Genomic DNA, 23,839 nt, shown 5'->3' with positions numbered 1-23,839 from the left:
CGGGGAGCGCGGCCGTTGGCGTACGCGGACCTGTTCGCCGCCGCAGGCGCGCTAGGCGCCCTGCGGCTGGCCCTGCTTGAACTCCAGCGCGGCGGCCATCGCGCCGAGCTGCTCGAAGGAGGCCGTCCCGGTGACCACCGTGACGTAGCCCTGCTCCTGCTTCACGAGGGCGTCGTACTTCTCGCCGTCCCAGCGCTCCCACACCGCGTCGCCGACCTGCTGGGTCTGCCCGGTGGGCTTCGCCTTCTGGGTGACGGCGCCGATGTACTTGGCGGAGGTGTCCGTGGACTGCTCCACCGACACGTACTGCCGCTCCGGGTCCTGGAAGCCCAGGTGCCAGGCATGGGAGTCCTTGCGCTGGAACGTCACCGAGGTCGCCCGCCACTCCTCCGGCAGCCCCACCGGGGCGGCCACGGGGTACGGGGCGGCGCGCCGGGCGGTGAGCGTCTCCACCCGGTAGTCGACCGTGCGCGTCGGATCGGCGTCCTCGTCGTGCGGGACGAAGATGTAGATCCCCGCGACCACGACGCCGATCACCGCCAGCGACCGGACCATGTCCCAGACCGTCTGCTTGCCTTTCATACCTGCCACGGCACCATCGTCCCGCATGCGCGGGAGCGATCACCGCCGGGGTGGCCTCGAAGGGCTGCGCGGCGGACCCTCGCCGGTGACAAAGGGGTGGCAAGCGGGTGACGGGCGGGAGGCAAGACGTCCGCTCAGGCCAATCGGCTGACCGATACTCCGCTCATACGTGACCCGCTCTGCTCAATATGTCGACGTACCGATAGAGTTCCAGCACCCTCACTTCCCGGCCGTCGCCGTACAGAAAGGTGCGCTCCGATGACCGAGCACAACCTGCCGCCCCAGCTCGAAGTCTCTCCGGAGGCCCCCGACCGCAACCTCGCCCTGGAACTCGTACGGGTCACCGAGGCCGCCGCCATGGCCGCCGGCCGGTGGGTCGGGCGCGGCGACAAGATCGGCGCGGACGGGGCCGCGGTCAACGCGATGCGCACCCTGATCTCCACCGTTTCGATGAACGGCGTCGTCGTCATCGGCGAGGGGGAGAAGGACGAAGCCCCCATGCTGTTCAACGGCGAGCGGGTCGGCGACGGCACCGGCGCCGAGGTCGACATCGCCGTGGACCCCATCGACGGCACCACCCTGAACGCCAAGGGCATGCCCAACGCCATCGCCGTCCTGGCCGCCGCCGACCGCGGCACCATGTTCGACCCGTCCGCGGTCTTCTACATGGAGAAGCTGGTCACCGGTCCCGAGGCCGCCGACTTCGTCGACATCAACGCCCCCGTCTCGGTCAACATCCGCCGGGTCGCGAAGGCCAAGAACATGGCCGTCGAGGACGTCACCGTCGTCATCCTGGACCGCCCCCGCCACGAGGGCATCGTCAAGGAGATCCGCGAGACGGGCGCCCGGATCAAGTTCATCTCGGACGGCGACGTCGCGGGCTCGGTCATGGCCGTGCGCGAGGGCACCGGCGTGGACCTGCTCCTCGGCATCGGCGGCACCCCCGAGGGCATCATCTCGGCCTGCGCCATAAAGTGCCTCGGCGGCACGATCCAGGGCAAGCTGTGGCCGAAGGACGACGCCGAGCGCCGGCGCGCGCTGGACGCCGGCCACGACCTGGACCGCGTGCTGTACACGAACGACCTGGTGTCCGGCGAGAACGTCTTCTTCGTCGCCACCGGCATCACGGACGGCGAGCTGCTGCGCGGCGTCCACTACCGCTCGGAGACCGCGACCACGTCCTCGCTGGTCATGCGGTCGAAGTCGGGCACGATCCGGCGGATCGACTCGACGCACCGCCTGGCGAAGCTGCGCGCGTACAGCGCGATCGACTTCGACCGGGCCCAGTAGCCTCCGGCCGGGCAGCCGAGAGGGGGCGGTCACCGTGTGCGGCGGTGACCGCCCCTCTCGCATGTCCCGTACGACGCCTCTCCGCGTGCCGCGGCAGGCGGTCGGCTCAGCCCGCGGCCGCGATCGGCCCGGGGCCCGGGGCCTGGCGCAGCTCGGCCGACCGGCGCCGCATCCGGGCCAGGACCACGCGGCGCTCGGCGGCGGTGAGGCCGCCCCAGACGCCGTAGGGCTCGGGCTGGAGCAGGGCGTGCTCCCGGCAGGCGACCATGACCGGGCAGCGGGCGCAGACGCGCTTGGCCGCCTCCTCGCGGGAGAGCCGGGCCGCCGTGGGCTCCTTGGAGGGGGCGAAGAACAGGCCCGCCTCGTCGCGGCGGCACACCGCCTCCGCATGCCATGGGCCGTCCTCAGCCCTCACCGGCACCCGCGGCTTCGGCACGACGGCAACCTTCAGGGACTGATGCGGCGGATGCGGCACGGTCTACTCCTGACGACGGGTACGCGAGCGAGAGACGATGCACCTGTCCCTACCCGCTGTGCGCGCCCCTATGCACTGGGTGCCGAGGGGCGCCCGGGGTCGTCCGAAACGCGACCCCCCGCACCGGGCCGTCCCGGCCGGCTCAGCCGCCCGGCCGCTTGCGCATCCGCTCCGCCAGATCGACCAGGCGGGCGCCGGGCCTGGGCCGTGCCTCGATGTTGCCCAGCAGGGCGAAGCCGCGGATGATCACGACCGGGGCCTGCGGGTCCGTGGCGCCGCGGCCCTGGCCGCGCACCTCGAAGTTGCCGAGGACCCCGCTTCCGTAGCCGCGCAGCGTGACGTTCTCCGGGACCAGGACCTCGACGTTCCCGAGGACGCAGGTCACGTTGATCTCGGTGACCTGCTGCTCGAAGACCGCCTCGGTGAGGTCGACGGAGATGTCGCCCATGACCGAGACCGCGCGGATGAGGGCGCCGGGACGCCACCGGCCCTTGCGGGCGGAGCTGCTGCACACGGCGACGACCGTCTCGGTGTAGCCCGCCGCGGCGCTCCCGGCCGCGTACGCCGGCGCCGCGGAGGTGTGGCCCGTGCCGGGCGCGGGGAGGTCCCGTACGAGCACTTCCAGCTCGCCCACCGTCTTGAGGGCGTACAGCGAGTCCAGGCGCTCCGAGTGCTCCTCGGAGGTCAGCCGGCCTTCGGCGAGGGCGTCCGCGAGGATCTGCGAGATCCGGTCCCGGTCGGCGTCGGAGGCGCGCAGCTCGGACGCCGCGGGGGCGGGAGCCGGCGCGGGGGCAGGGGCGGCGGGGTGCTTTTCCAGGTCCACGCGACCCAGCATAGCGAGACACGATAGATCGCGATACTGCCGAGTGAGCCTTACCTCACAGACACGGGCACGGCGGGAGGTTCTACGCTGGTGGACTGCGCTGCCAATTGGTCGCCAGCGCTGTCTGCCGAGTGAGGAATGACTGCCGTCATGACAGAGTTTGCGTACACCGACCTGCTGCCCCTGGGCGAGGACACCACCCCCTACCGGCTGGTGACCGCCGAGGGCGTGTCCACCTTCGAGGCGGACGGCCGTACGTTCCTCAAGGTCGAGCCCGAGGCGCTGCGCAAGCTCGCCGAAGAGGCCGTCCACGACATCCAGCACTTCCTGCGCCCCGCGCACCTCGCGCAGCTGCGCCGCATCATCGACGACCCCGAAGCCTCGTCGAACGACAAGTTCGTCGCGCTCGACCTCCTCAAGAACGCGAACATCGCGGCCGCCGGGGTCCTGCCGATGTGCCAGGACACCGGCACGGCGATCGTCATGGGCAAGCGCGGCCAGAACGTCCTGACGTCGGGCGGCGACGAGGAGGCGCTCTCGCGCGGCATCTACGACGCCTACACGCGGCTGAACCTGCGCTACTCGCAGATGGCCCCCCTCACCATGTGGGAGGAGAAGAACACCGGCTCGAACCTGCCCGCGCAGATCGAGCTGTACGCGACCGACGGCGGCGCGTACAAGTTCCTCTTCATGGCCAAGGGCGGCGGCTCGGCCAACAAGTCCTTCCTCTACCAGGAGACCAAGGCGGTCCTCAACGAGGCCTCCATGATGAAGTTCCTGGAGGAGAAGATCCGCTCGCTCGGTACGGCGGCCTGCCCGCCCTACCACCTGGCGATCGTGGTCGGCGGCACCTCCGCCGAGCACGCGCTGAAGACCGCCAAGTACGCCTCGGCGCACTACCTGGACGAGCTTCCGACCGAGGGCTCCGCGCTGGGCCACGGCTTCCGCGACCTGGACCTGGAGCAGCAGGTCTTCGAGCTGACGCAGAAGATCGGCATCGGCGCACAGTTCGGCGGCAAGTACTTCTGCCACGACGTGCGCGTGGTGCGCCTGCCCCGCCACGGCGCGTCGCTCCCGGTCGCGATCGCCGTGTCCTGCTCGGCGGACCGCCAGGCGACCGCGAAGATCACCGCCGAGGGCGTGTTCCTGGAGCAGCTGGAGACGGACCCGGCGCGCTTCCTCCCCGACACCACGGACTCGCACCTGGACGAGGTTTCGGACGTCGTCTCCATCGACCTGAACCAGCCGATGGACGAGATCCTGGCGACGCTCACCCGGCACCCGGTGAAGACCCGCCTGTCCCTGACCGGCCCGCTGGTCGTGGCGCGCGACATCGCGCACGCCAAGATCAAGGAGCGGCTGGACGCGGGCGAGGGCATGCCGCAGTACCTGAAGGACCACCCGGTCTACTACGCCGGCCCGGCGAAGACCCCCGAGGGCTACGCCTCGGGCTCCTTCGGCCCGACCACGGCGGGCCGGATGGACTCCTACGTCGAGCAGTTCCAGGCGGCGGGCGGCTCCAAGGTCATGCTGGCCAAGGGCAACCGCTCCCAGCAGGTGACGGACGCGTGCGGCTCGCACGGCGGCTTCTACCTGGGCTCGATCGGCGGCCCGGCGGCGCGCCTGGCCCAGGACTGCATCAAGAAGGTCGAGGTCCTGGAGTACGAGGAGCTCGGCATGGAGGCGGTCTGGAAGATCGAGGTCGAGGACTTCCCGGCCTTCATCGTGGTCGACGACAAGGGCAACGACTTCTTCCAGAACCCGGCCCCGGAACCGACGTTCACCCACATCCCGGTGCGCGGCCCGGGTCTGTAGTCACGCGTGCCGAGGGCCCCTCCCCCGTCCGGGGGAGGGGCCCTCGCGTAGGTCCGCCCAGCGGCAGATGGATGACCGGCGGCTCCCGGCGAGGCTGTTCCCGTACCCGAACAGCGCCCCTCGAACGGGAGTTCACGATGAAGAACCGCACGCGCGTCCTCGTCCTCGCCGGAACCTGCGCCGCCCTGGTGGCCACCCTGGTCGCGGCGGGCCCCGCCCCGGCGGCCCCGGCCCCTGCCCCGGCGGCGCCGAAGACCGCCTCGGTGCGCGGGGGCGGCACGGTGCACTACCCGTACGTGCCCGCGTCGCACGACATCCGCTTCACCGTGGACGCCGAATCGGTGCCGTGGAGCCGGCCGCTCCCGGGGCTCGGGCAGGGCCTGCCCACCGACGCCCGGGGCCGGGTGACCGTCTACCACGCCCAGCCCGAGGAGGACTTCACGGGCGTGGCCGAGGCGGAGGTGGACTGCCTGGTCACCGGCGGTCGGACGGCGACGGTGACCGCGGTGGTCAAGAGCTCGAACGTGCCCGGCTGGGAAGGCAGGCGGATCGGCCTGAGCGTCCAGGACGGCGAACGCGGCGCGCCCGACCGGGTCGGCTTCTCCTGGGGCATCGCCAACGTCGACCCGAAGCCGGACGGCTCGGCCGCCCAGGCCCCGGTGGGCACCTGCATGGCCCCGGCCCCCTTCACGGAGGTCACGAAGGGCGGCTTCCGCGTCACCCCGGCCCCGCTGGCCCCCCGGCCGCCCGCGAAGCCGTAGCCGGCGGGCGCCGGCACGGCACGGCCGGGGACCGGCCCTCCCAGCCCCGTGCGGGGGCCCGCAACGGTTAACGTCGGGGACACAGGCCCGAACTCGCTCGTTCACTCCGGTTCGCAAGGATTTTCGTATGTCAGCCTCGTCCTCCCTCCGCACCGCCCGCGCCGTCCGGGTCGTCGCCCATCGGGGGGCCTCCCATGAGCACCCCGAGCACACCATGGCCGCCTATCGGCAGGCCGTCGAGGACGGGGCCGACGCGCTCGAGTGCGATGTGCGGCTCACCGCCGACCGGCAGCTGGTCTGTGTGCACGACCGGCGGGTCGAGCGGACCTCCGACGGGCGGGGGGTCGTCTCCGGGATGACCTACGAGGAGCTGCGCGCGCTCGACTTCGGGGCGTGGAGGGGAGCCGAGCACGCCGGGGCCCGGGTGCTGCTCTTCGAGGACCTGCTCAAGGAGGCGCTGGCCGCGCCCCGGCCGGTCGGGCTCGCGGTCGAGACCAAGCACCCGTCCCGCGCGGGCGGCCGGCTGGAGGCCGAGCTGGTGCGGATGCTCCGGGAGTACGGGCTGGCCGACGGGGCCGGCGGCCGGGTCGAGGTGATGAGCTTCTCGCGCACCGCGCTGACCCGGGTGCACCGGCTCGCGCCCGGCCTGCCCACCGTGTTCCTGATCGAGCGCACGCTCCGCCCGGTGCGCCCCCCGTACGCGACCCACGCGGGCCCGGGCATCGACCTCGTGCGGCGGGATCCGGGGCTGGTGGCCCGGCTCAAGGCCAAGGGGCTGGCCGTGCGGGTGTGGACCGTGGACGAGGCGGAGGACGTCGAGCTGTGCGTGCGCCTCGGCGTGGACACGATCATCACCAACCGGCCGCGGGACGTGCGCAAGCTGCTGCTCGACATGTGAGCACCCGGCCGGGGTGCGCCGGCCGGGTGTGGGGGGATGAGGGGGATACGGGGTTTCGGGCCGCGGGGCTACGCGAAGCGCTGGTTCGCCGAGCCGTTGCAGGTCTGCAGCCGCAGCGGTTCGCGGGCGGCGCCCACCGTCAGGCACATGCCCGGCGCGGCCGCCGGGCGCAGGGTGGCGCCGTCGCGGACGAACCGCTGGTTCGCGCCGCCGTGGCAGTTCCAGAGGACCAGGCCGGTGCCGGGGCGGTAGTCGGCGCCGGGTGCGTCGAGGCAGCGGTCATGGGTGAGTTCGATGTGGACGGCCCCCCGGGCGGTGTCGTACCACCAGCCCTGGTTGCGGCCGCCGTGGCAGTCCCAGCCCAGGACGGCCGTCCCGTTGGCGCTGGAGCCGCCGTGGGAGTCGAGGCAGGTGCCGGTCGCCTCGTTCTTCAGGGGCTTGAACTTGTCGTCCCAGGCCCCCGCCTGCAGGACGGGGGTGCCGGTGCTCGCCGGGTCGGCGCAGGAGGCCTCGCGCAGACCGGAGTCGTAGAGCTGGGTCAGGCAGGACGCGAAGGCGCCGTGACCGCGGTAGTTGGGGTGGAAGGACTGGCGGGCAGTGTTCTCGTCCCACGGGAAGTGGTCGCCGAGGTCCAGGTAGAGCCCGCGGGCCCAGGCGTCCTCCATGCACACCTCGTGCCCGTGGAAGAGCCGCGAGTTGTCCAGGTAGACGGCGCCGGAGGCGAGGGCCGCGGCGCGCATGCCCTTCTCGAAGACGGGTACCGCGTAGTTGCGGCCCCAGGTGGCGTCGGAGTCGTAGCCCGCGCATCCGCCGGGCAGCTTGCCGGGGAAGTTCGGGTTGTCGTGGAAGTCGGGTCCGATGGGGCTGGGGTAGCCCATGACGACGAGCTTGTAGTCGGAGTCGGCGTACCCGGCGTCGCGCATGACCGTCCTGAGGTCGGCGACCGTGGCCTCGACCTTGGGCTTCAGGCCGTCGACGCGGGCCTGCCAGCCGGGGGCGTACTTGGGCTCGCAGGTGCCCTGGCTGAGCACCCAGCGGGTGACGCAGTCGGTCATGACCGGGCCGAACTGCAGGTCGTCGTTGGCCCCGGCGACCAGCAGTACCATCTTGATCTTCGTGTTGCGGGCCTTGACGGCCAGGCTGTCGCTCTGCACCAGCTCGTCGGCGTACTGCTTGCTGCCGCCGATCCTGATGTTGCCGGTGTACCCGCCGGAGCAGGCGACGTTGAAGGTGAGGTCGGCCGGGATGCCGGTGCGGTGGATCGCCGCGTCGGGCGAGCGGTGGCACTGGTTGTTCGGCGTGTTGGTCGCGGGGTCGTAGTTGCCGACGCCCTCGCCCGAGATCTCGCTGTCGCCCAGCGAGATCAGGCCGGTCTTGCGCTCGCCGAGCGGCCGGATGGCGGAGTCCCCGTAGATCTTGACGGCCTCGGCCGCGCGGATCGCCTCCAGCTCGGGCGGGAGCGGGGTCACGGCCGCGGCCGCGGCCGCCGCGGGCACCGCCGCCTGGGCCGTGGGGGTGATGGCGGTGACGCCCCCGAGGGCGGCCGCGGCCGCCGCGACGGCCGCGAAGGTACATCTGAGCCTGGGTTTCCTGTGTGCACGTGTCATGAACGCCTCCCCGAGTGCCGGTGTTACCCCCGGTATTTACTGGTCGGTAGGGGAGTTGGGAACACTTCGAACAAGACAATTGCTCAACTTTTTGAGGAGGCCACGAAAATGACCGATCACCAGCAGGCCGAAGCGTTCCGCACCGAGCACGACTCCATGGGCGACGTACGGGTGCCCGCGCACGCCAAATGGCGTGCTCAGACCCAGCGCGCGGTGGAGAACTTCCCCCTGTCCGGACAGCGGCTCGAGTCCGCCCACATCGAGGCGCTCGCCCGCGTCAAGGCCGCGTCCGCCGCCGTCAACGCGCGGCTCGGCGTGGTGGACAAGGACGTCGCCGAGGCCATCCGGTCCGCCGCCGCCGAGGTGGCCGGGGGCCGCTGGGACGACCACTTCCCCATCGACGTCTTCCAGACCGGCTCCGGCACCTCGTCCAACATGAACGCCAACGAGGTGATCGCCACCCTGGCCACCGAGCGGCTGGGCCGCGAGGTCCACCCCAACGACCACGTCAACGCCTCGCAGAGCTCCAACGACGTCTTCCCCTCGTCCATCCACATCGCCGCCACCGCCGCCGTCACCCGCGACCTGATCCCGGCGCTGGAGCACCTCGCCGCCGCGCTGGAGCGCAAGGCCGCCGAGTTCGCACAGGTCGTCAAGGCCGGGCGGACGCACCTGATGGACGCCACGCCGGTGACCCTGGGCCAGGAGTTCGGCGGGTACGCCGCCCAGGTCCGCTACGGCGTCGAGCGGCTGCGCTCCGCCCTGCCGCGGCTGGCCGAGCTGCCGCTGGGCGGCACCGCGGTGGGCACCGGGATCAACACGCCGCCCGGATTCGCCGCCGCCGTGATCGCCGAGGTGGCCGCGGACACCGGGCTGCCGCTCACCGAGGCCCGCGACCACTTCGAGGCCCAGGGGGCGCGGGACGCGCTGGTGGAGACCTCGGGGATGCTCCGCACGATCGCCGTCTCGCTCACCAAGGTCTGCAACGATCTGCGCTGGATGGCCTCCGGACCGCGCACCGGATTGGCCGAAATCAATCTCCCGGATCTCCAGCCGGGATCCTCGATCATGCCCGGGAAGGTCAATCCGGTCGTCCCCGAGGCCGTCCTGATGATCGCCGCACAGGTGATGGGGAACGACGCCACCGTCGCGGTGGCGGGCGCCGCCGGCAATTTCGAGCTCAATGTGATGCTCCCGGTGATGGCCCGCAACCTCCTCGAATCGGTCCGGCTGCTCGCCAACGCGAGCCGTCTGCTGGCCGACCGCACGGTGGACGGGATCACCGCCAACGTCGAGCGGGCCAGGGAGTACGCCGAATCCTCGCCCTCCGTGGTGACCCCGCTGAACCGCTACATCGGCTACGAGGAGGCGGCCAAGGTCGTCAAGAAGTCCCTCGCCGAGCGGAAGACGATCAGGGAGGTCGTCCTGGAGTCCGGCTACGTCGACCGCGGCGCGCTCACCCTCGAACAGCTCGACGAGGCGCTGGACGTGCTGCGCATGACCCACCCCTGAGCGACCTCGCGGCAAGGGTCCGAATCCGGTCGTTTCCCGCCACCCGCCCCCACGGTGACCTGCACCGCAGCATCCGCGGGGGCGGCCGCCCTAAGATCTGCGCATGACAGGTACCTTCAGGCCTGCGGGCAGCTCCGCGCGCACGCGTGCGCAGGGCACGCACTGGGCGCCCGGGGATCGGATCCTCTGGCGCTACCGCGACCACGCCCCCGGGCTGAAGGGCCCGGTGCACATCTGCCGTCCCGTGACGGTGGTGCAGGACACCGGAGAGCTGCTCGCCGTCTGGATGGCGCCCGGCACCGAGTGCGTCAAACCGGTCCTCGCCGACGGCACCCCCGTCCACGAGGAGCCGCTCGCCACCCGCTACACCGCCCCGCGGACCACCGTGCGCTCGCGCTGGTTCGGCGCGGGCGTGCTGAAGCTGGCGCGCCCCGGGGAGCCGTGGTCGGTGTGGCTGTTCTGGGAGCACGGCTGGCGGTTCAAGAGCTGGTACGTGAACTTGGAGGAGCCCCGCTCGCGCTGGTCCGGCGGGGTCGACTCGGTGGACCACTTCCTCGACATCTCCGTCTACCCGGACCGCACCTGGAAGTGGCGCGACGAGGACGAGTTCGCCCAGGCGCAGCGCTCCGGGCTGATGGGCCCCGAGGAGGCGGACCGGGTGCGGGAGGCCGGCCGGGCCGCGCTGGAGGTCATCCGCCGGTGGGGTGCGCCGTTCGCCGACGGCTGGGAGAACTGGCGGCCGGATCCGGCCTGGACGGTTCCGGAGCTGCCGGAGGACTGGGACCACACCCCGGCGCGTATGACCTCATGAGACCCTTGATGCGCCCCAGGGGTACAAACGTAGGATCGTCCTCCGCAAGCTCCCGCGCGCAGGACGGCGCGATGAGACCCTGTGTGCGCAAGTGTCGTGCCGTACGCGGAATTTGACCGGAGGTCGACGCAGGGCGAGAGGTAACGGGGGAGACGCGGTATCGCGGGGTGATGGTGTCCCGGCCGCTGAGCGGGTATACCGCGACTGACCGAGTTGAGTGCAGCGCACATCGAGCGCAAACGGACGGAATTCCACGCGTGACGGAGTACCCCACCTCTCAGGAGGGCCCGCAGCCCGTCGCCTCCGGCGGAGGTACGGACGAGGCCGGCCACGGCAAGGCGCCCCTCGCCGCCGTCGAGGCCGTACGCACGCATGCGCCAGGCCCGGGCGCGGAGCCGGGCGGCGGGCCCGGCGGGCTCCCCCGCCCCCGCGGTGTCGCGCCGGCGGACCTCCCCGCCGGCGCCGATCCCGGCCGGGACCTCGCCATCGCCAGGGACGGCGGCGCCCGGGCCAGGGACACCGGCGCCGCGCGCAACGCGGCCGCCGACGGTGCGCAGGGACTCCCCGCCCGGGACACGGCCGGGGGCCCGGCCGGCGCTCCGGACGGATCCGGCCCCGGCTCCCCCCACCCGGCCGGAGGCGACCGGCACGGCGGCGGCAGCGGCATACCGGCCGGCGGCGGCGCCGGGGACACCGCCGCGCGCCGCGAAGGGGACCGGCTGCGCTTCGTCGGCGCCGCCACGCGGCGGATCGCCCGCGGCATCGACCTCGACGAGATCGTGCTCGGCCTGTGCCGGGCCACCGTGCCGACGTTCTCGGACGCCATCCTCGTCTACCTGCGCGACCCGCTGCCGGTCGGGGACGAACGCCCCCTCGGCCCGGTCGTTTTAAGGCTGCGCCGCACCGACCGGCTCCGGCCGATCGACGATCTCACCGACGCCGCCTCGGGCGGCACCATCGGCCCGGACCCCGCCGGGGCCGCGGGGGCCACCGGCGAGCTCGACTTCAGCCAGCTGCCCCTGGTCGGCCCGCAGGGTGACCTGCCCGCGGCCGAGTTGTGCGAGATCCGGTCCGGCGGCGCGCTCGCCGAGGTGCTGCGCGGCGTACGGCCCGTCTTCGGCTCCTCCGCGGCCGCCAAGGCCGCGCTGCCCGAACTGCTGGGCTCGGAGCACCCGCTGCCGCGCGGCAACCGGGCCGTGCTGGCCCCGCTGCGCGGGCGCCGCCGGGTGATCGGCGCCGCCGTGTTCCTGCGCAGCCCCGAGCGGCCCGCCTTCGAGCAGAACGACCTCCTGGTCGCCGCCCAGCTGGCCACGCACACCGCGCTCGGCATCGACAAGGCGGTGCTGTACGGCCGCGAGGCGTACATCGCCGACGAGCTCCAGCGCACCATGCTGCCCGACAGCCTGCCCCAGCCCACCGGCGTGCGGCTCGCCTCGCGCTACCTGCCCGCCGCCGAGACCGCCCGCGTCGGCGGCGACTGGTACGACGCCATCCCACTGCCCGGCAGCCGGGTCGCCCTCGTCGTCGGCGACGTCATGGGGCACTCCATGACCTCCGCGGCGATCATGGGCCAGCTGCGCACCACGGCGCAGACCCTCGCGCAGCTTGACCTGCCGCCCGCCGAGGTGCTGCACCACCTGGACGAGCAGGCGCAGCGCCTGGGCTCCGACCGCATGGCCACCTGCCTGTACGCCGTGTACGACCCCGTCTCGCACCGGATCACCATCGCCAACGCGGGTCACCCGCCGCCGGTTCTGCTGCACCTGGGCGGGCGCGCCGAGGTGCTGCGCGTGCCCCCGGGCGCCCCCATCGGCGTCGGCGGCGTGGACTTCGAGGCCGTGGAGCTGGACGCGCCCGCCGGGGCCACCCTGCTGCTGTACACCGACGGACTGGTGGAGTCCCGGCTGCGGGACGTGTGGACCGGCATCGAGCAGCTCCGGGAGCGCCTGGCGACCACCGCGCAGCTGACCGGCCTGGACCACCCGCCGCCGCTGGAGGCCCTGTGCGACGACGTGCTGGACATGCTCGGCCCGGGCGACCGGGACGACGACATCGCGCTGCTCGCGGCCCGGTTCGACGGGATCGCGCCCAGTGACGTGGCGTACTGGTTCCTGGACCCGGAGGAGACCGCTCCCGGCCGGGCCCGCCGGTTCGCCCGGCGCGCCCTGGCCCGGTGGGGCCTGGAGGAGCTGCAGGACTCCCTGGAGCTGCTGGTCAGCGAGGTGGTCACCAATGCCGTCCGGTACGCCGAACGGCCCGTCACGCTGCGCCTGCTGCGTACGGACGTACTGCGCTGCGAGGTCGGCGACGACTCCCCGCAGCTGCCGCGCCAGCGCCGGGCGCGGGACACCGACGAGGGCGGCCGCGGCCTGTTCCTGGTGAACCGGATGGCCCGCCGCTGGGGAGCCACCCGGCTGAGCAGCGGCAAGGTGGTCTGGTTCGAGCTGTCGCTGCCGGCGGTGCCCGAAGGGCGCTGAGCCGCGAGGCGCCACCCTCCGCGAACACCACCGCCCCGCGGCCTGAAGGCCGCGGGGCGGTGGTGTTCGCGGGTTCCGGCGTCCTGGGTCAGGGCCGGTCGGTCTGCGGGAACAGCGGCGGGTCCGGCGGCTTCGGACCGCCGGTGTTGGTCGCCGTGGGGGTCGGGGACTTCGTCGGGGTCGGCGACTTGGTCGGGGTGTTGCTCGGCGTCGGGGTCGGCGTCGGGCTCGGCGAGTTCGCCGGCGGGGAGCTGCTGGCCGGCGGCTGGCTGGAGGCGCTCTGCGAGGGCGTCGGGGACGGGGTGCGCGACGGCGCCTGCGGGGCACCCATCTTTGCCTCGGACACGTCGAACTCGCCCGTCTTCGCGCCCTTGAGCGCGGCCAGCGTGTACGCCTTCCAGATCTCGGCGGGGAAGCTGGAGCCACCCGCGCGGCCACCGCCGGCGGTGCCGGTGAGGGTGACCTGCTTGTGGGTGCCGGGCTCCTCGCCGAACATGGCGACGACGGTGACCAGTTCGGGGGTGTAGCCGGTGAACCAGCCCGCCACGTTGGACTCGGTGGTACCGGTCTTGCCGGCGGCCTCGTAGGCGCTGCTCTTGACCTTGCTGCCGGAGCCGTCGTTGACCACGCCGGTGAGCACCTTGGTGACGGTGTCGGCGGTCTGGCGGCTGATGGCCTGCGCTCCGACGGCCTGACGGGGGGTGAACTCGCCCTCCGCGTGCTCGGCGCTCTTGATGATGGTCGGCGTGACCTTCTTGCCGTGGTTGTCGAGGGTCGCGTAGACGCCCGCCATCTCCAGGGTGTTGGCACTCATGGTGCCGAGCGACATGGCCGGCTTGTCCTCGGGCCAGCCCTCGCGGTCCTTCATGCCGAGGGCCAGGGCCGTCTTCTTCACGGCGGGCGGGCCGACGTCCACGATCATCTGCGCGTAGACGGAGTTGACCGAGAAGTTGGTCGCGTCCTGGACGGTGATCTCCTTGCCGAAGTCCTTGTCGTCCTGGTTCTGCGGGTTGAACGGGATCTTGCTGCCGACGACCTGGCGCTTGCTGGTGCCGTCGTAGAGCGCGTTCGGGGTGACCGGCTTGCCGTCCTGGGTGGTGGCGTTGTTCTCCAAGGCGGAGGCGAGCACGATCGGCTTGAAGGTCGAGCCGGGCTGGTAGTCCTTGCGCAGGGCGTTGCTCGCGGCCTTCTCGGCCAGGCCCTGACCGCCGTACATGGCGACGACCGCACCGGTCTTCGGGTCCACCGAGGTGGCGCCCGCCTGGACGCTCTGGTCCTGGGGCCGGTTCTTGGTGTCCTTGCGGTCGAGCTTGGACTCCAGCTCGTCCTGGACCGCCGTCTCCAGCGCCGCCTGCTTCTTCGGGTCGATGTTGAGCACGATGTTCCAGCCGCCGGCCGCGATCTGGGCGTCGGTGATCTTCTGCTCGTTCATCTCGTCGTTGGCGGCCTGGATCAGGTAGCCCTTCTGGCCGTCCATGCCCGGGCGGGGCTTGGGCTTGATCGGCTCCGGGAGGCTCATGGCCTTGCGCTTGGCCGGGTCCAGCTTGCCCATCTCGACCATGTTGTCGAGGACGGCGTTGAAGCGGATGTTGACCAGCCGCGTGCCGTTGGGGCCGGCCGTCGCCAGGTCGTACTGGCTGGGCGCCTGGATGACGGCGGCGAGGTAGGCGCCCTGCTCCAGGGTGAGCTTGTCGGCGTCAACCCCGTAGAAGGCCTGCGCCGCGGCCTGGATCCCGTAGGCGTTGCGGCCGTAGAAGTTGGTGTTCAGGTAGCCGGCGAGGATCTCGTGCTTCTCCAGGCGCTGGTCGACCTTGAGGGAGATGACGAGCTCGCGGAGCTTGCGCGTCGGCGACTGGTCCTGCGTCAGGTAGTAGTTCTTGACGTACTGCTGAGTGATCGTCGAGCCGCCGGCCTTGCCCTTGCCGGTGACCGTGTTGAACAGGCCTCGGGCCACGCCCATGACGTCGATGCCGCGGTCCTCGTAGAAGGACTTGTTCTCGATGGCGATGAACGCGGTGCGGACGTCCTCGGGGATCTTGTCGAGCGGGACGATCTCGCGGTTCATCTCACCGGTGCGGGCCATGACCGAGCCGTCGGCGTAGCGGTAGGTGTTGCTCTGGAGCGTGGCCGACTCGTTCGGGTCGGTGGGTTCGTCGACCGAGAAGTAGAGGATGATCGCGCCGGCCATCATGAGCAGGATCAGCCCGAGGAACGTCCCGAGGATCTTCCTCCAGGTGAAGAAGCGACGTATGCCGGTGGGTTTGCCGGCGCCGCCGTTCCCCTTGGCGCCCTTGGCACGTCCGCTCGGCGCCCGCCGCGCACCGCGCTGCTGCTGCGCCTTACGCGCTTCTGCTCGGCCCATCGCTCCCGCTCCGCTCGATATCCCCCCGACGTCAGCTCAGAAAGCTAACACCGCAGGCTGTGACAAAGGTTGGCCAACCATGGCCAATACCGGTCAATTCGGACGTGAGAATCAGCACCCACACCACAGGAACCGACGCACACAATGCCCGAAGGGTTGCCGCCGGAGAAAAAAGTGATATCACTTTGCTAAGCAGCTCGACCAGCTGTGACCACAAGAAACGGGGCAAACGATGACGAATAACGTCTCCACTCCTCAGGACGTACGGGAATTCATCGCGCGGAGCGTGGGCGGCGGCCTGGCGCTGCTGCTCGGGCTGGCCGGTGTCGCGGCCGGGGCGGGCCTGATCGTCGCCGGCTCGGTGGTGACGGCCGTCGCCGCCAAGGTCACCCTGATCGCGGCCGGCGTCCTGGTGGTCCTCGCCTCGCTCATCGCGATGAGCGGCCTCAACACGATCGCACCGGGCGAGGCGCGGGTGGTGCAGCTGTTCGGCCGCTACCGGGGGACGATCCGCACGGACGGCCTGCGCTGGGTCAACCCGCTGACCTCCCGCGAGAAGATCTCCACCCGGGTGCGCAACCACGAGACGGCCGTCCTGAAGGTGAACGACGCCTACGGCAACCCCATCGAGCTGGCCGCGGTCGTGGTGTGGCGCGTCGAGGACACGGCGCGGGCCACCTTCGAGGTCGAGGACTTCACGGAGTTCGTCGAGACCCAGACCGAGGCGGCCGTGCGGCACATCGCGATCGAATACCCGTACGACGCGCACGAGGAGGGCGGCCTCTCGCTCCGCGGGAACGCCGAGGAGATCACCGAGAAGCTGGCCGTCGAGCTGCACGCCCGGGTGGACGCGGCCGGGGTGGCCATCATCGAGTCCCGCTTCACACACCTCGCGTACGCTCCGGAGATCGCCTCCGCGATGCTCCAGCGCCAGCAGGCGGGCGCGGTCGTGGCGGCCCGCAAGCAGATCGTGGAGGGCGCGGTGGGCATGGTCGAACTGGCCCTGAACCGCCTGGCCGAGGAGGGGATCGTGGACCTGGACCCGGAGCGCAAGGCCGCCATGGTGTCGAACCTGATGGTGGTCCTGTGCGGGGACCGCGCGGCGCAGCCCGTGGTCAACGCGGGCACCCTCTACCAGTGACCCCGCCCGAGGAGGTCGGCCGGGCGGGCCGGCAGCCGCGCAAGCAGGTGCTGCTGCGGCTCGATCCGCTGGTGTACGACGCGCTGGCCCGCTGGGCGGGGGAGGAACTGCGCAGCGCGAACGCCCAGATCGAGTTCCTGCTGCGCCGCGCCCTCGCGGAGTCCGGCCGCCTCCCCTCCGGCCCGGGCCCCATCCCCCGCCGCGGCCGCCCCCCCAAGTCCCCGGACTGACCCCCGGACGGCCCGCGCACCGACCAGCCGCGTACGCCCGCCCCGCACGGCCCGCCGGTTCAGTCGGTCGGCCACACCGGGAGCGGGCGCACGGCTTCGCGCAGGGCGGCCGCGATGGCCCGGAACTCCTCCTGGCGGGCCGTCCCCGTCCGCATGGCGAGGGCGATCCGCCGCGACGGCGCGGGCTCGGCGAAGTACCCGGTGGCCAGGTACTCGTTGCGGGTGGTCTCCAGCCGCAGCGCGGTACGCGGCAGCAGGGTCACGCCCAGCCCGCCGGCGACCAGCTGGACGAGGGTCGACAGCCCGGCGGCGGTCGTGGTGACGTCCGCGCCGCCCTCGCGCCGGCCGCCGGAGCCCTCGGGCGAGGGACCGCGCCCGGCCCCTCGGGGCAGCCGTCCGGCCTCCCGGCAGATGTCCAGGGCCTGGTCCCGCAGGCAGTGCCCCTCGTCGAGCAGCAGCAGCTGCAGTCCGCGCAGTTCCTCGCGCGGGATCTCCTTGCGCCCGGCCAGCGGATGCTCCCGGGGCGTCAGCAGGACGAAGTCCTCGTCGAAGACGGGGAGTTCGGTGACCCCGGGCACGCCCAGCGGCACGGCGAGCAGCAGCAGGTCGAGGCGTCCGCCCGACAGTCCGTCCAGCAGCGAGGCGGTCTGCTCCTCGTGGACCTGGAGGTCCATCCGCGGATAGCGCCGGTGGAAGAGCCCGAGCACGGTCGGCAGCAGGTACGGCGCCACGGTGGGGATCACCCCGAGCCGCAGCACTCCGGTGAAGGGGGCCCGTACCGCCTCGGCCTCCTCCAGCAGCCCGCCCATCGCCGCGAGCACCACGCGCGCCCGCGCCGCGATCCGCTCCCCCGCCGGGGAGAGCAGCACCTTGCGGGTGGTCCGCTCCAGCAGCTGTACCCCGAGCGCCTCCTCCAGGGCGGACACGGCTCCGGAGAGGGCCGGCTGGCTCATCCCGATGACGGCGGCGGCATCCCGGAAGTGCAGGTGCTCGGCCACGGCCGCGAAGGCGCGCAGCTGCGCCAGGGTGGGTTGTTTCGCTCCCCTATTACCGGCAGCCACTGATAGGTACCTCCGATCACCGGCCTCAAGTGTAGCTATTTCCGTAATCAATGCAGCTGTGCCAGCATGTGAGATCCGTCCAACCCCCTTGGAAAGCCCCCAAAAAGGTCACTTTCCTCGTCGCAAGGAGAGCACGTGCTCACTGTCGGTGACAAGTTCCCCACCTACGATCTGACCGCTTGTGTCTCGCTCGAGGCCGGCAGCGAGTTCGCCCAGATCGACCACAAGACCTATGAGGGCAAGTGGCGCGTGGTGTTCTTCTGGCCGAAGGACTTCACCTTCGTCTGCCCGACCGAGATCGCCGCGTTCGGCAAGCTGAACGAGGAGTTCCAGGACCGCGACGCCCAGATCCTCGGCGTCTCCGGCGACTCCGAATTCGTCCACCACGCCTGGCGCAAGGACCACGACGACCTGCGTGACCTGCCCTTCCCGATGCTGGCCGACTCCAAGCACGAGCTCATGCAGGCGTGCGGCGTCCGGGGCGAGGACGGCTTCGCCCAGCGCGCCGTCTTCATCGTCGACCAGAACAACGAGATCCAGTTCACCATGGTGACCGCCGGCTCCGTGGGCCGTAACCCCAAGGAGGTCCTGCGGGTCCTCGACGCCCTGCAGACCGACGAGCTGTGCCCCTGCAACTGGAACAAGGGCGAGGGCACCCTGGACGCCGGCGCGCTGCTGGCCGGTGAGTGACGGATGTCCCTCGACGCCCTCAAGTCCGCCATACCGGACTTCGCCAAGGACCTGAAGCTGAACCTCGGTTCGGTCATCGGCAACCAGGACACCCTCTCGCAGCAGCAGCTGTGGGGCACCGTCCTGTCCTGCGCGATCGCCGCCCGCTCCCCGCGCGTCCTGCGTGAGCTGGAGCCGGAGGCGAAGGCGAACCTGTCGCCGGAGGCGTACGCCGCGGCCAAGTCCGCCGCCGCGATCATGGCGATGAACAACGTCTTCTACCGCACCCGGCACCTGCTCTCCGACCCGGAGTACGGAACGCTGCGCGCGGGCCTGCGGATGAACGTCATCGGCAACCCGGGTGTGGAGAAGGTCGACTTCGAGCTGTGGTCGCTCGCGGTCTCCGCGATCAACGGCTGCGGCCAGTGCCTGGACTCGCACGAGCAGGTCCTGCGCAAGGCCGGCATCGACCGCGAGACCGTCCAGGAGGCCTTCAAGGTCGCCTCGGTGATCCAGGCCGTCGCGGTCACCCTCGACGCGGAAGCGGCGCTCGCCGCCGAGTAGTCACCCGTACGAGGTCCCGTGCCCCCGCAGCCTTCCCGGCGGCGGGGGCACGGTGCTGCCCGCCGTCACTTCCGCAGGCGGTCCATCAGGTCGCGCATGTCCTCGATCATCGCCGCTCGGAGCGCGTCGCTGTCGATCTCCTCGTCCGCGTCCTCCCCCCACCACTGGGCGCTCAGCGTGAAGACCGCGCCGCCGTCGAGCACCTGGATCTGCGGAGACCTGACCAGTCCGGAGACCAGGGCCTGTTCCCCGAGCCCGGGCACCTTCTCCGGGCGGACGGCCTCCACCTCCATGAACGGACCCAGCACCGGCCCGTGGCCGAACTCCGGCTCCGGGTCGCTCTTCTTGTGCAGCTCGACCCGCACCTCCGCGTGGTAGGCGGCCTGGCCCCTGGTCCGCGGCGTCGTGTACTCGCAGTACGACCAGTCCAGGGCGGGGCTTTTGCCCCGGCGCTCGGGACCCCCCTCGAACTCCCCGGCCATCGCGCCCAGCGCGGGCAGCCGCACCTGGGTGCAGAGGTCGTCGACGTGCCGGTAGGCGATCGGCGGACCGGCGGCGGAGAAACGATCCTGCACCGCCAGCGCACCCGCCCACACCGCCGAGGCCAGCACCGCCCCGCCCAGCGCCCACGGCCACCGGCGGGCCGGGGGGCGTCGTAACGGCCTCTCCCCGGCTCCCGGCTCCACCGTCTCGGCCGGCCGCTCCGGCCCCCACTCCCCGTCCAGCTCCGGCTCACTGATCACCGCTGTCCCCCTCCCGTGGCGCCGAGCTGAGGGCCGTGGCCCCGTGCGGGCCCGGCCCGGCCGCTCCGTGCCCCAGGCGGAGCTGCTCGCGCGAGTAGGCCCGCAGGTATCCCACCGCGGTGTTGGTGACGGCGACCAGCGGTACGGCGACCACCGCGCCCCCGATGCCCGCGATCAGGCCGCCCGCGGCCACCGAGAGCACCACGGCGAGCGGGTGCACCCGTACCGCCCGGCCCAGGATGAACGGCTGGAGCACATGGCCCTCGATCTGCTGCACCGCCAGGACGACCAGCAGCACCATCAGGGCGCTGAACACGCCCTGGGTCACCAGCGCCACGACCACCGCGAGCGCGCCGGAGACCACCGCGCCGACGAGCGGGATGAAGGCGAACAGGAAGATGAAGACGGCCAGCGGCACGGCCATCGGCACGTCGAGGAAGTAGATGCCCAGGCCGATGAAGGTGGCGTCGATGAGCGCGACGAGGACAGTGCCCCGCACGTACGCGGTCAGCGTGCGCCAGGCGCGCGGACCGGCTCCCGCCACGCCGGGCCGGGCGGCGGCCGGGACGAGGGCGAGCGTCCACGTCCAGATGCGCTTGCCGTCGTAGAGCAGGAAGAGCGTCGAGAACATCGCGAGCAGGATGCCCGTCAGCACCTCGACGAGCACGGTCACGCCTTGCAGGCCCGCCGTGGTGATCTGCTCGGTGTTGGTGCCGATGGTCTCGCTGAGGTTCTTCGCGATGTCGTTGATCTGCTTCTCGGTCACGTGGAACGGACTGTCCAGTGCCCAGAGTTTGAGTTCGTCGATGCCGTCGCGGACCCGGTCGGAGAGGTCGTCGAGGTTCTCCATGACCTGCCAGACCACGAACCAGCCGACGAGCCCGATGACGACGAAGCCGAGGATCGCGGTGACGGCGGTGGCCAGCCCCCGGGGCAGGCCCAGTCTGCGCAGCCGGACCACGAAGGGCTGGAGGAGCGCGGTGACCAGCATGGCGGCGGCGAAGGCGAGGACGACCAGGCGGACTTCGCTGATCACCTTCATCAGGACCCAGAGCATCCCGGCCAGGAGCAGCAGCCGCCAGCTGACCTCGGCGGCGACCCGCATGCCCCACGGGACCACGCTCACCGGGTCGGGGCGCTCGGGGAAGCCGGGGGCGTGTGCGGGGCCCGGTTCCGCCGCGCCGGCCGGCGCCGGCGCCCGGCCGGTGGGGGCGGAACGCGGCAGGTCGCCTCTGGCCTCGGCCTCGACCTCGGCGCGCCGCTCGTCGAGCCGCGCCTCCATCCGGTTCAGCCTGCTCCCGAGCCGGCCGAGCCAGCCTTCCCTCTTCACCATGTCGATCCTTTCCCCCCGCCCCACTGATCACGCCTCGAAAGACCGTACACGCGAGGAGCCCCGCACCGTCGGACGGTGCGGGGCTCCCCGGGATCGAGCGGGTGGCGGTGTCGCCTAGTACCAGCCGTTGGCCTGGTGGAAGCTCCAGGCTCCACACGGGCTGCCGTAGCGGTCTTCCATGTAGTTCAGGCCCCACTTGATCTGCGTGGCGGGGTTGGTGCGCCAGTCGGCACCGGCCGAGGCCATCTTCGAGCCCGGGAGCGCCTGGACCAGGCCGTAGGCGCCCGAGGACTTGTTCACGGCGAGGTAGTTCCAGGTGGATTCCTGGTTGATGATGTTCGAGAAGCACTGGAACTGGCCGGCCGGGACCATCTGCTGGGCGATGGCCTTGACCTGAGCGACCGTGTAGGAGCTCTGGACGGCGAAGTCGCCCGCGTCACGGGCGGCGGAGCGGCTGGCCGCCTCCTTCGCCTCGCGGTCCTTCTTGGCCTTCTCGTCCGCGGCCTTCTGCGCTTCGGCCTTCTTGGCCTTGGCGTCCTCGGCGGCCTGGATGCGGGCTGCCTCCTCGGCCGAGCGCTTGGCGTCGGCGTCGGCGGCGTGGGCGATGGTGTCGGCCTGTTGCGTCAGCGACGCGGTCTGGACCTCCGCCTGGTCGCCGACCGGGATGTCAGTGAGGAGGGTCGCCCCGGACGCGGTCGTCTCGAGATCGTTCGAGGTGGGGTCGCCGGTGGCAACGCCCACGACTGCGCCGACGGTGGTGACCGCGGTGGCAGAAGCCACTGCGAAGCCCCGAACCGAGATCCGGCTCACACGGTGTCCTTCCAGCAGCGTCCGCAGTGACCGAGCGGGCGCAAGAGTGCCCCTCGACACTGGCCTCCGTGGTTCTGGGGTCACTGGAGACGCGGGCCCGTGGGCAGCGGCTCCTTGCGGAGGCTGCCGCGTGAAACTCCGGGCGGCATACGGCAATCGGCTGTGGAGTTGTGGTGCTGCTCGTACCTCACGGGAGGTACGCAAGTGCCGTATGCGGGGCCTGACGGAAAACAGACTCTGCCGGACCTCGACGCCACAGGGCAATTCCGCGTTGCGTGGGAAAGGTCACACCTGGCAGGGACGCTCTGGTTTCGCCAAAGGCCTGTGCAGCGCGACGCCGCCCGGCTAGGCTCTCGGGCCCTTACCGGACGGCGTCAACTCACTTTCCCGCTATGGGGTTTATGACCGTTTCAGCCCCCTGTCGGGGACTGCCGGGGTCTGCCGGGGTCAGAGGCTCTCCAGCATCTCGGTGACGAGCGCCGCGATCGGGGAGCGCTCCGAGCGCGCCAGGGTGATGTGCGCGAAGAGCGGATGCCCCTTCAGTTTCTCGACGACGGCGACCACTCCGTCGTACCGGCCGACCCGCAGGTTGTCCCGCTGGGCGACGTCGTGGGTCAGAACGACCCGCGAATTCGCGCCGATCCGCGACAGAACGGTCAGAAGGACGTTCCGTTCCAGCGACTGGGCCTCGTCCACGATCACGAAGGCGTCGTGCAGCGAGCGGCCGCGGATGTGCGTGAGCGGCAGGACCTCCAGCATCCCGCGGTTCAGCACCTCTTCGATGACCTCGCGCCCGGCGACCGAGGAGAGGGTGTCGAAGACGGCCTGCGCCCAGGGGCTCATCTTCTCGCCCTGGTCACCCGGCAGGTAGCCGAGCTCCTGCCCGCCCACCGCGTACAGCGGCCGGAAGACCATCACCTTCTGGTGCTGCCTGCGCTCCAGCACCGCCTCCAGGCCCGCGCACAGGGCCAGCGCCGACTTTCCGGTACCCGCCCGGCCTCCCATCGAGAGGATCCCGATCTCGGGGTCGAGGAGGAGGTCCAGGGCGATGCGCTGCTCGGCGCTGCGGCCGTGCAGCCCGAAGGCCTCGCGGTCGCCCCGTACGAGCTTCACGTTGCCGTCCGCCGTGACGCGGCCGAGCGCCTTGCCGCGCTCGGACTGGAGGACCAGCCCGGTGTGCACGGGCAGTTCGGCGGCTTCCGGTACGTAGAGGCGCTCCTCGGAGTAGAGGAGGTCCACCTGCTCTCCGGAGAGGGCGAGCTCGCTCATGCCGGTCCAGCCGGCATCGGTGATGGCGAGCTCGGCGCGGTACTCCTCGGCGATCAGCCCCACCGAGGAGGCCTTGATGCGCAGCGGGAGATCCTTCGAGACCACCGTGACGTCGTAGCCCTCGGCCTGGAGATTGCGGGCGACCGCGAGGATCCGCGAGTCGTTGTCCCCCAATCGGAAGCCGGCGGGCAGGACACCCGGGTCGGAGTGGTTGAGCTCGACGCGCAGGGTGCCGCCCAGATCGCCCAGTGGGATGGGGGCGTCGAGACGTCCGTACCGGACCCGGAAGTCGTCGAGCAGGCGCAGGGCCTGGCGCGCGAAGTAGCCGAGTTCGGGATGGTGCCTCTTTGCCTCCAGCTCGGTGATCACCACGATCGGGAGCACGACCTCGTGCTCGTCGAAGCGGGAGATCGCGTTGGGGTCTGCCAGCAGGACGCTGGTGTCGAGGACGTAGGTCCGCCTGTCGGGCAGGCGGCGCTTTGTGCTGGTCACCACGGAAGGACGTACCCCCTCGGAAGAGGTCGGGCCATGAAGACCGGACCGGTCATCGGCACCCATGCCAGGGCCGATTCCCGGCCCTCCACTCCGTCCGTGCGAACCGCACGT

At 71.6% G+C, this 23,839-nt stretch carries 21 protein-coding genes; 11 read left to right on the top strand and 10 right to left on the bottom strand.

Features of this window, described 5'->3' with window-relative positions:
• Nucleotides 1-51: 51 nt before the first annotated feature.
• Nucleotides 52-582, bottom strand: coding sequence for a DUF4245 domain-containing protein (locus tag BGK67_RS22440; RefSeq protein ID WP_244291494.1), 531 nt, complete (start codon nucleotides 580-582; stop codon nucleotides 52-54).
• Nucleotides 583-840: 258 nt separating this feature from the next.
• On the opposite strand from BGK67_RS22440, the gene glpX reads away from it, so the two are divergent.
• A complete protein-coding gene (glpX, locus tag BGK67_RS22435; RefSeq protein WP_069921755.1) occupies nucleotides 841-1,872 on the top strand; it encodes a class II fructose-bisphosphatase in 1,032 nt (343 codons plus the stop codon).
• 106 nt (nucleotides 1,873-1,978) lie between these two features.
• On the opposite strand, the gene BGK67_RS22430 is transcribed toward glpX, so the two are convergent.
• Nucleotides 1,979-2,347: a WhiB family transcriptional regulator gene (locus tag BGK67_RS22430; RefSeq protein WP_069921754.1), complete on the bottom strand. Its 369-nt coding sequence runs from the start codon at nucleotides 2,345-2,347 to the stop codon at nucleotides 1,979-1,981.
• Nucleotides 2,348-2,489: 142 nt separating this feature from the next.
• Entirely contained in the window at nucleotides 2,490-3,170 is a 681-nt protein-coding gene (locus tag BGK67_RS22425; RefSeq protein WP_069924036.1) for a DUF1707 SHOCT-like domain-containing protein, read from the bottom strand.
• Nucleotides 3,171-3,320: 150 nt separating this feature from the next.
• On the opposite strand from BGK67_RS22425, the gene BGK67_RS22420 reads away from it, so the two are divergent.
• From BGK67_RS22420 to BGK67_RS22410, 3 genes are all read left to right on the top strand, one after another.
• Nucleotides 3,321-4,985: a fumarate hydratase gene (locus BGK67_RS22420; protein ID WP_069921753.1), complete on the top strand. Its 1,665-nt coding sequence runs from the start codon at nucleotides 3,321-3,323 to the stop codon at nucleotides 4,983-4,985.
• Nucleotides 4,986-5,122: 137 nt separating this feature from the next.
• Nucleotides 5,123-5,746, top strand: coding sequence for a hypothetical protein (locus BGK67_RS22415; protein WP_069921752.1), 624 nt, complete (start codon nucleotides 5,123-5,125; stop codon nucleotides 5,744-5,746).
• A gap of 127 nt (nucleotides 5,747-5,873) precedes the next feature.
• Nucleotides 5,874-6,644 carry a glycerophosphodiester phosphodiesterase gene (locus tag BGK67_RS22410; RefSeq protein ID WP_069921751.1) on the top strand — a complete coding sequence of 257 codons (771 nt, stop codon included), beginning with the start codon at nucleotides 5,874-5,876 and terminating at the stop codon, nucleotides 6,642-6,644.
• A gap of 68 nt (nucleotides 6,645-6,712) precedes the next feature.
• Here the strand turns inward: BGK67_RS22410 and BGK67_RS22405 are convergent, their stop codons facing one another.
• The gene (locus BGK67_RS22405; RefSeq protein WP_069921750.1) at nucleotides 6,713-8,251 is read right to left on the bottom strand and encodes a ricin-type beta-trefoil lectin domain protein; all 1,539 of its coding nucleotides are present in this window, start codon (nucleotides 8,249-8,251) and stop codon (nucleotides 6,713-6,715) included.
• Between the two features lie 108 nt (nucleotides 8,252-8,359).
• Between BGK67_RS22405 and BGK67_RS22400 the strand changes: the two genes are divergently transcribed.
• From BGK67_RS22400 to BGK67_RS22390, 3 genes are all read left to right on the top strand, one after another.
• On the top strand, nucleotides 8,360-9,763 hold the full coding sequence (locus BGK67_RS22400; RefSeq protein ID WP_069921749.1) for a class II fumarate hydratase: 1,404 nt from the start codon (nucleotides 8,360-8,362) through the stop codon (nucleotides 9,761-9,763).
• A gap of 103 nt (nucleotides 9,764-9,866) precedes the next feature.
• Entirely contained in the window at nucleotides 9,867-10,574 is a 708-nt protein-coding gene (gene fomD, locus BGK67_RS22395) for a cytidylyl-2-hydroxypropylphosphonate hydrolase (RefSeq protein ID WP_069921748.1), read from the top strand.
• A 257-nt stretch (nucleotides 10,575-10,831) separates the two neighbouring features.
• Nucleotides 10,832-13,051 carry a SpoIIE family protein phosphatase gene (locus tag BGK67_RS22390; RefSeq protein ID WP_107488838.1) on the top strand — a complete coding sequence of 740 codons (2,220 nt, stop codon included), beginning with the start codon at nucleotides 10,832-10,834 and terminating at the stop codon, nucleotides 13,049-13,051.
• A gap of 88 nt (nucleotides 13,052-13,139) precedes the next feature.
• Here the strand turns inward: BGK67_RS22390 and BGK67_RS22385 are convergent, their stop codons facing one another.
• Nucleotides 13,140-15,413, bottom strand: a complete 2,274-nt coding sequence (locus BGK67_RS22385; protein ID WP_069921747.1) for a transglycosylase domain-containing protein — start codon at nucleotides 15,411-15,413, stop codon at nucleotides 13,140-13,142.
• 232 nt (nucleotides 15,414-15,645) lie between these two features.
• On the opposite strand from BGK67_RS22385, the gene BGK67_RS22380 reads away from it, so the two are divergent.
• Entirely contained in the window at nucleotides 15,646-16,554 is a 909-nt protein-coding gene (locus tag BGK67_RS22380) for an SPFH domain-containing protein (RefSeq protein WP_069921746.1), read from the top strand.
• The gene (locus tag BGK67_RS22375) at nucleotides 16,551-16,784 is read left to right on the top strand and encodes a type II toxin-antitoxin system antitoxin (RefSeq protein ID WP_069921745.1); all 234 of its coding nucleotides are present in this window, start codon (nucleotides 16,551-16,553) and stop codon (nucleotides 16,782-16,784) included. The genes BGK67_RS22380 and BGK67_RS22375 overlap by 4 nt, the downstream gene beginning before the upstream one ends.
• Before the next feature lie 59 nt (nucleotides 16,785-16,843).
• On the opposite strand, the gene BGK67_RS22370 is transcribed toward BGK67_RS22375, so the two are convergent.
• Nucleotides 16,844-17,845 (bottom strand): hydrogen peroxide-inducible genes activator, encoded by a 1,002-nt coding sequence (locus tag BGK67_RS22370; protein ID WP_069921744.1) that lies wholly within the window; start codon nucleotides 17,843-17,845, stop codon nucleotides 16,844-16,846.
• A 135-nt stretch (nucleotides 17,846-17,980) separates the two neighbouring features.
• Between BGK67_RS22370 and BGK67_RS22365 the strand changes: the two genes are divergently transcribed.
• Both BGK67_RS22365 and BGK67_RS22360 read left to right on the top strand, forming a co-directional pair.
• Nucleotides 17,981-18,535, top strand: coding sequence for a peroxiredoxin (locus BGK67_RS22365; protein ID WP_069921743.1), 555 nt, complete (start codon nucleotides 17,981-17,983; stop codon nucleotides 18,533-18,535).
• Nucleotides 18,536-18,538: 3 nt separating this feature from the next.
• The gene (locus BGK67_RS22360; RefSeq protein WP_069921742.1) at nucleotides 18,539-19,078 is read left to right on the top strand and encodes an alkyl hydroperoxide reductase; all 540 of its coding nucleotides are present in this window, start codon (nucleotides 18,539-18,541) and stop codon (nucleotides 19,076-19,078) included.
• Between the two features lie 65 nt (nucleotides 19,079-19,143).
• On the opposite strand, the gene BGK67_RS22355 is transcribed toward BGK67_RS22360, so the two are convergent.
• From BGK67_RS22355 to BGK67_RS22340, 4 genes are all read right to left on the bottom strand, one after another.
• Nucleotides 19,144-19,821 carry a hypothetical protein gene (locus BGK67_RS22355; RefSeq protein WP_069921741.1) on the bottom strand — a complete coding sequence of 226 codons (678 nt, stop codon included), beginning with the start codon at nucleotides 19,819-19,821 and terminating at the stop codon, nucleotides 19,144-19,146.
• Nucleotides 19,811-21,154 carry an AI-2E family transporter gene (locus BGK67_RS22350; RefSeq protein WP_069921740.1) on the bottom strand — a complete coding sequence of 448 codons (1,344 nt, stop codon included), beginning with the start codon at nucleotides 21,152-21,154 and terminating at the stop codon, nucleotides 19,811-19,813. The genes BGK67_RS22355 and BGK67_RS22350 overlap by 11 nt, the downstream gene beginning before the upstream one ends.
• Before the next feature lie 114 nt (nucleotides 21,155-21,268).
• Entirely contained in the window at nucleotides 21,269-21,982 is a 714-nt protein-coding gene (locus tag BGK67_RS22345) for an aggregation-promoting factor C-terminal-like domain-containing protein (protein WP_432215521.1), read from the bottom strand.
• Nucleotides 21,983-22,411: 429 nt separating this feature from the next.
• Nucleotides 22,412-23,728: a PhoH family protein gene (locus tag BGK67_RS22340; RefSeq protein WP_069921738.1), complete on the bottom strand. Its 1,317-nt coding sequence runs from the start codon at nucleotides 23,726-23,728 to the stop codon at nucleotides 22,412-22,414.
• Between the last annotated feature and the right edge of the window lie 111 nt (nucleotides 23,729-23,839).

Source organism: Streptomyces subrutilus, assembly GCF_001746425.1.
Lineage (GTDB): Bacteria > Actinomycetota > Actinomycetes > Streptomycetales > Streptomycetaceae > Streptomyces > Streptomyces subrutilus_A.
The sequence above is the reverse complement of the archived record's forward strand: the minus strand, read 5'-3'. Positions and strand labels throughout refer to the sequence as shown.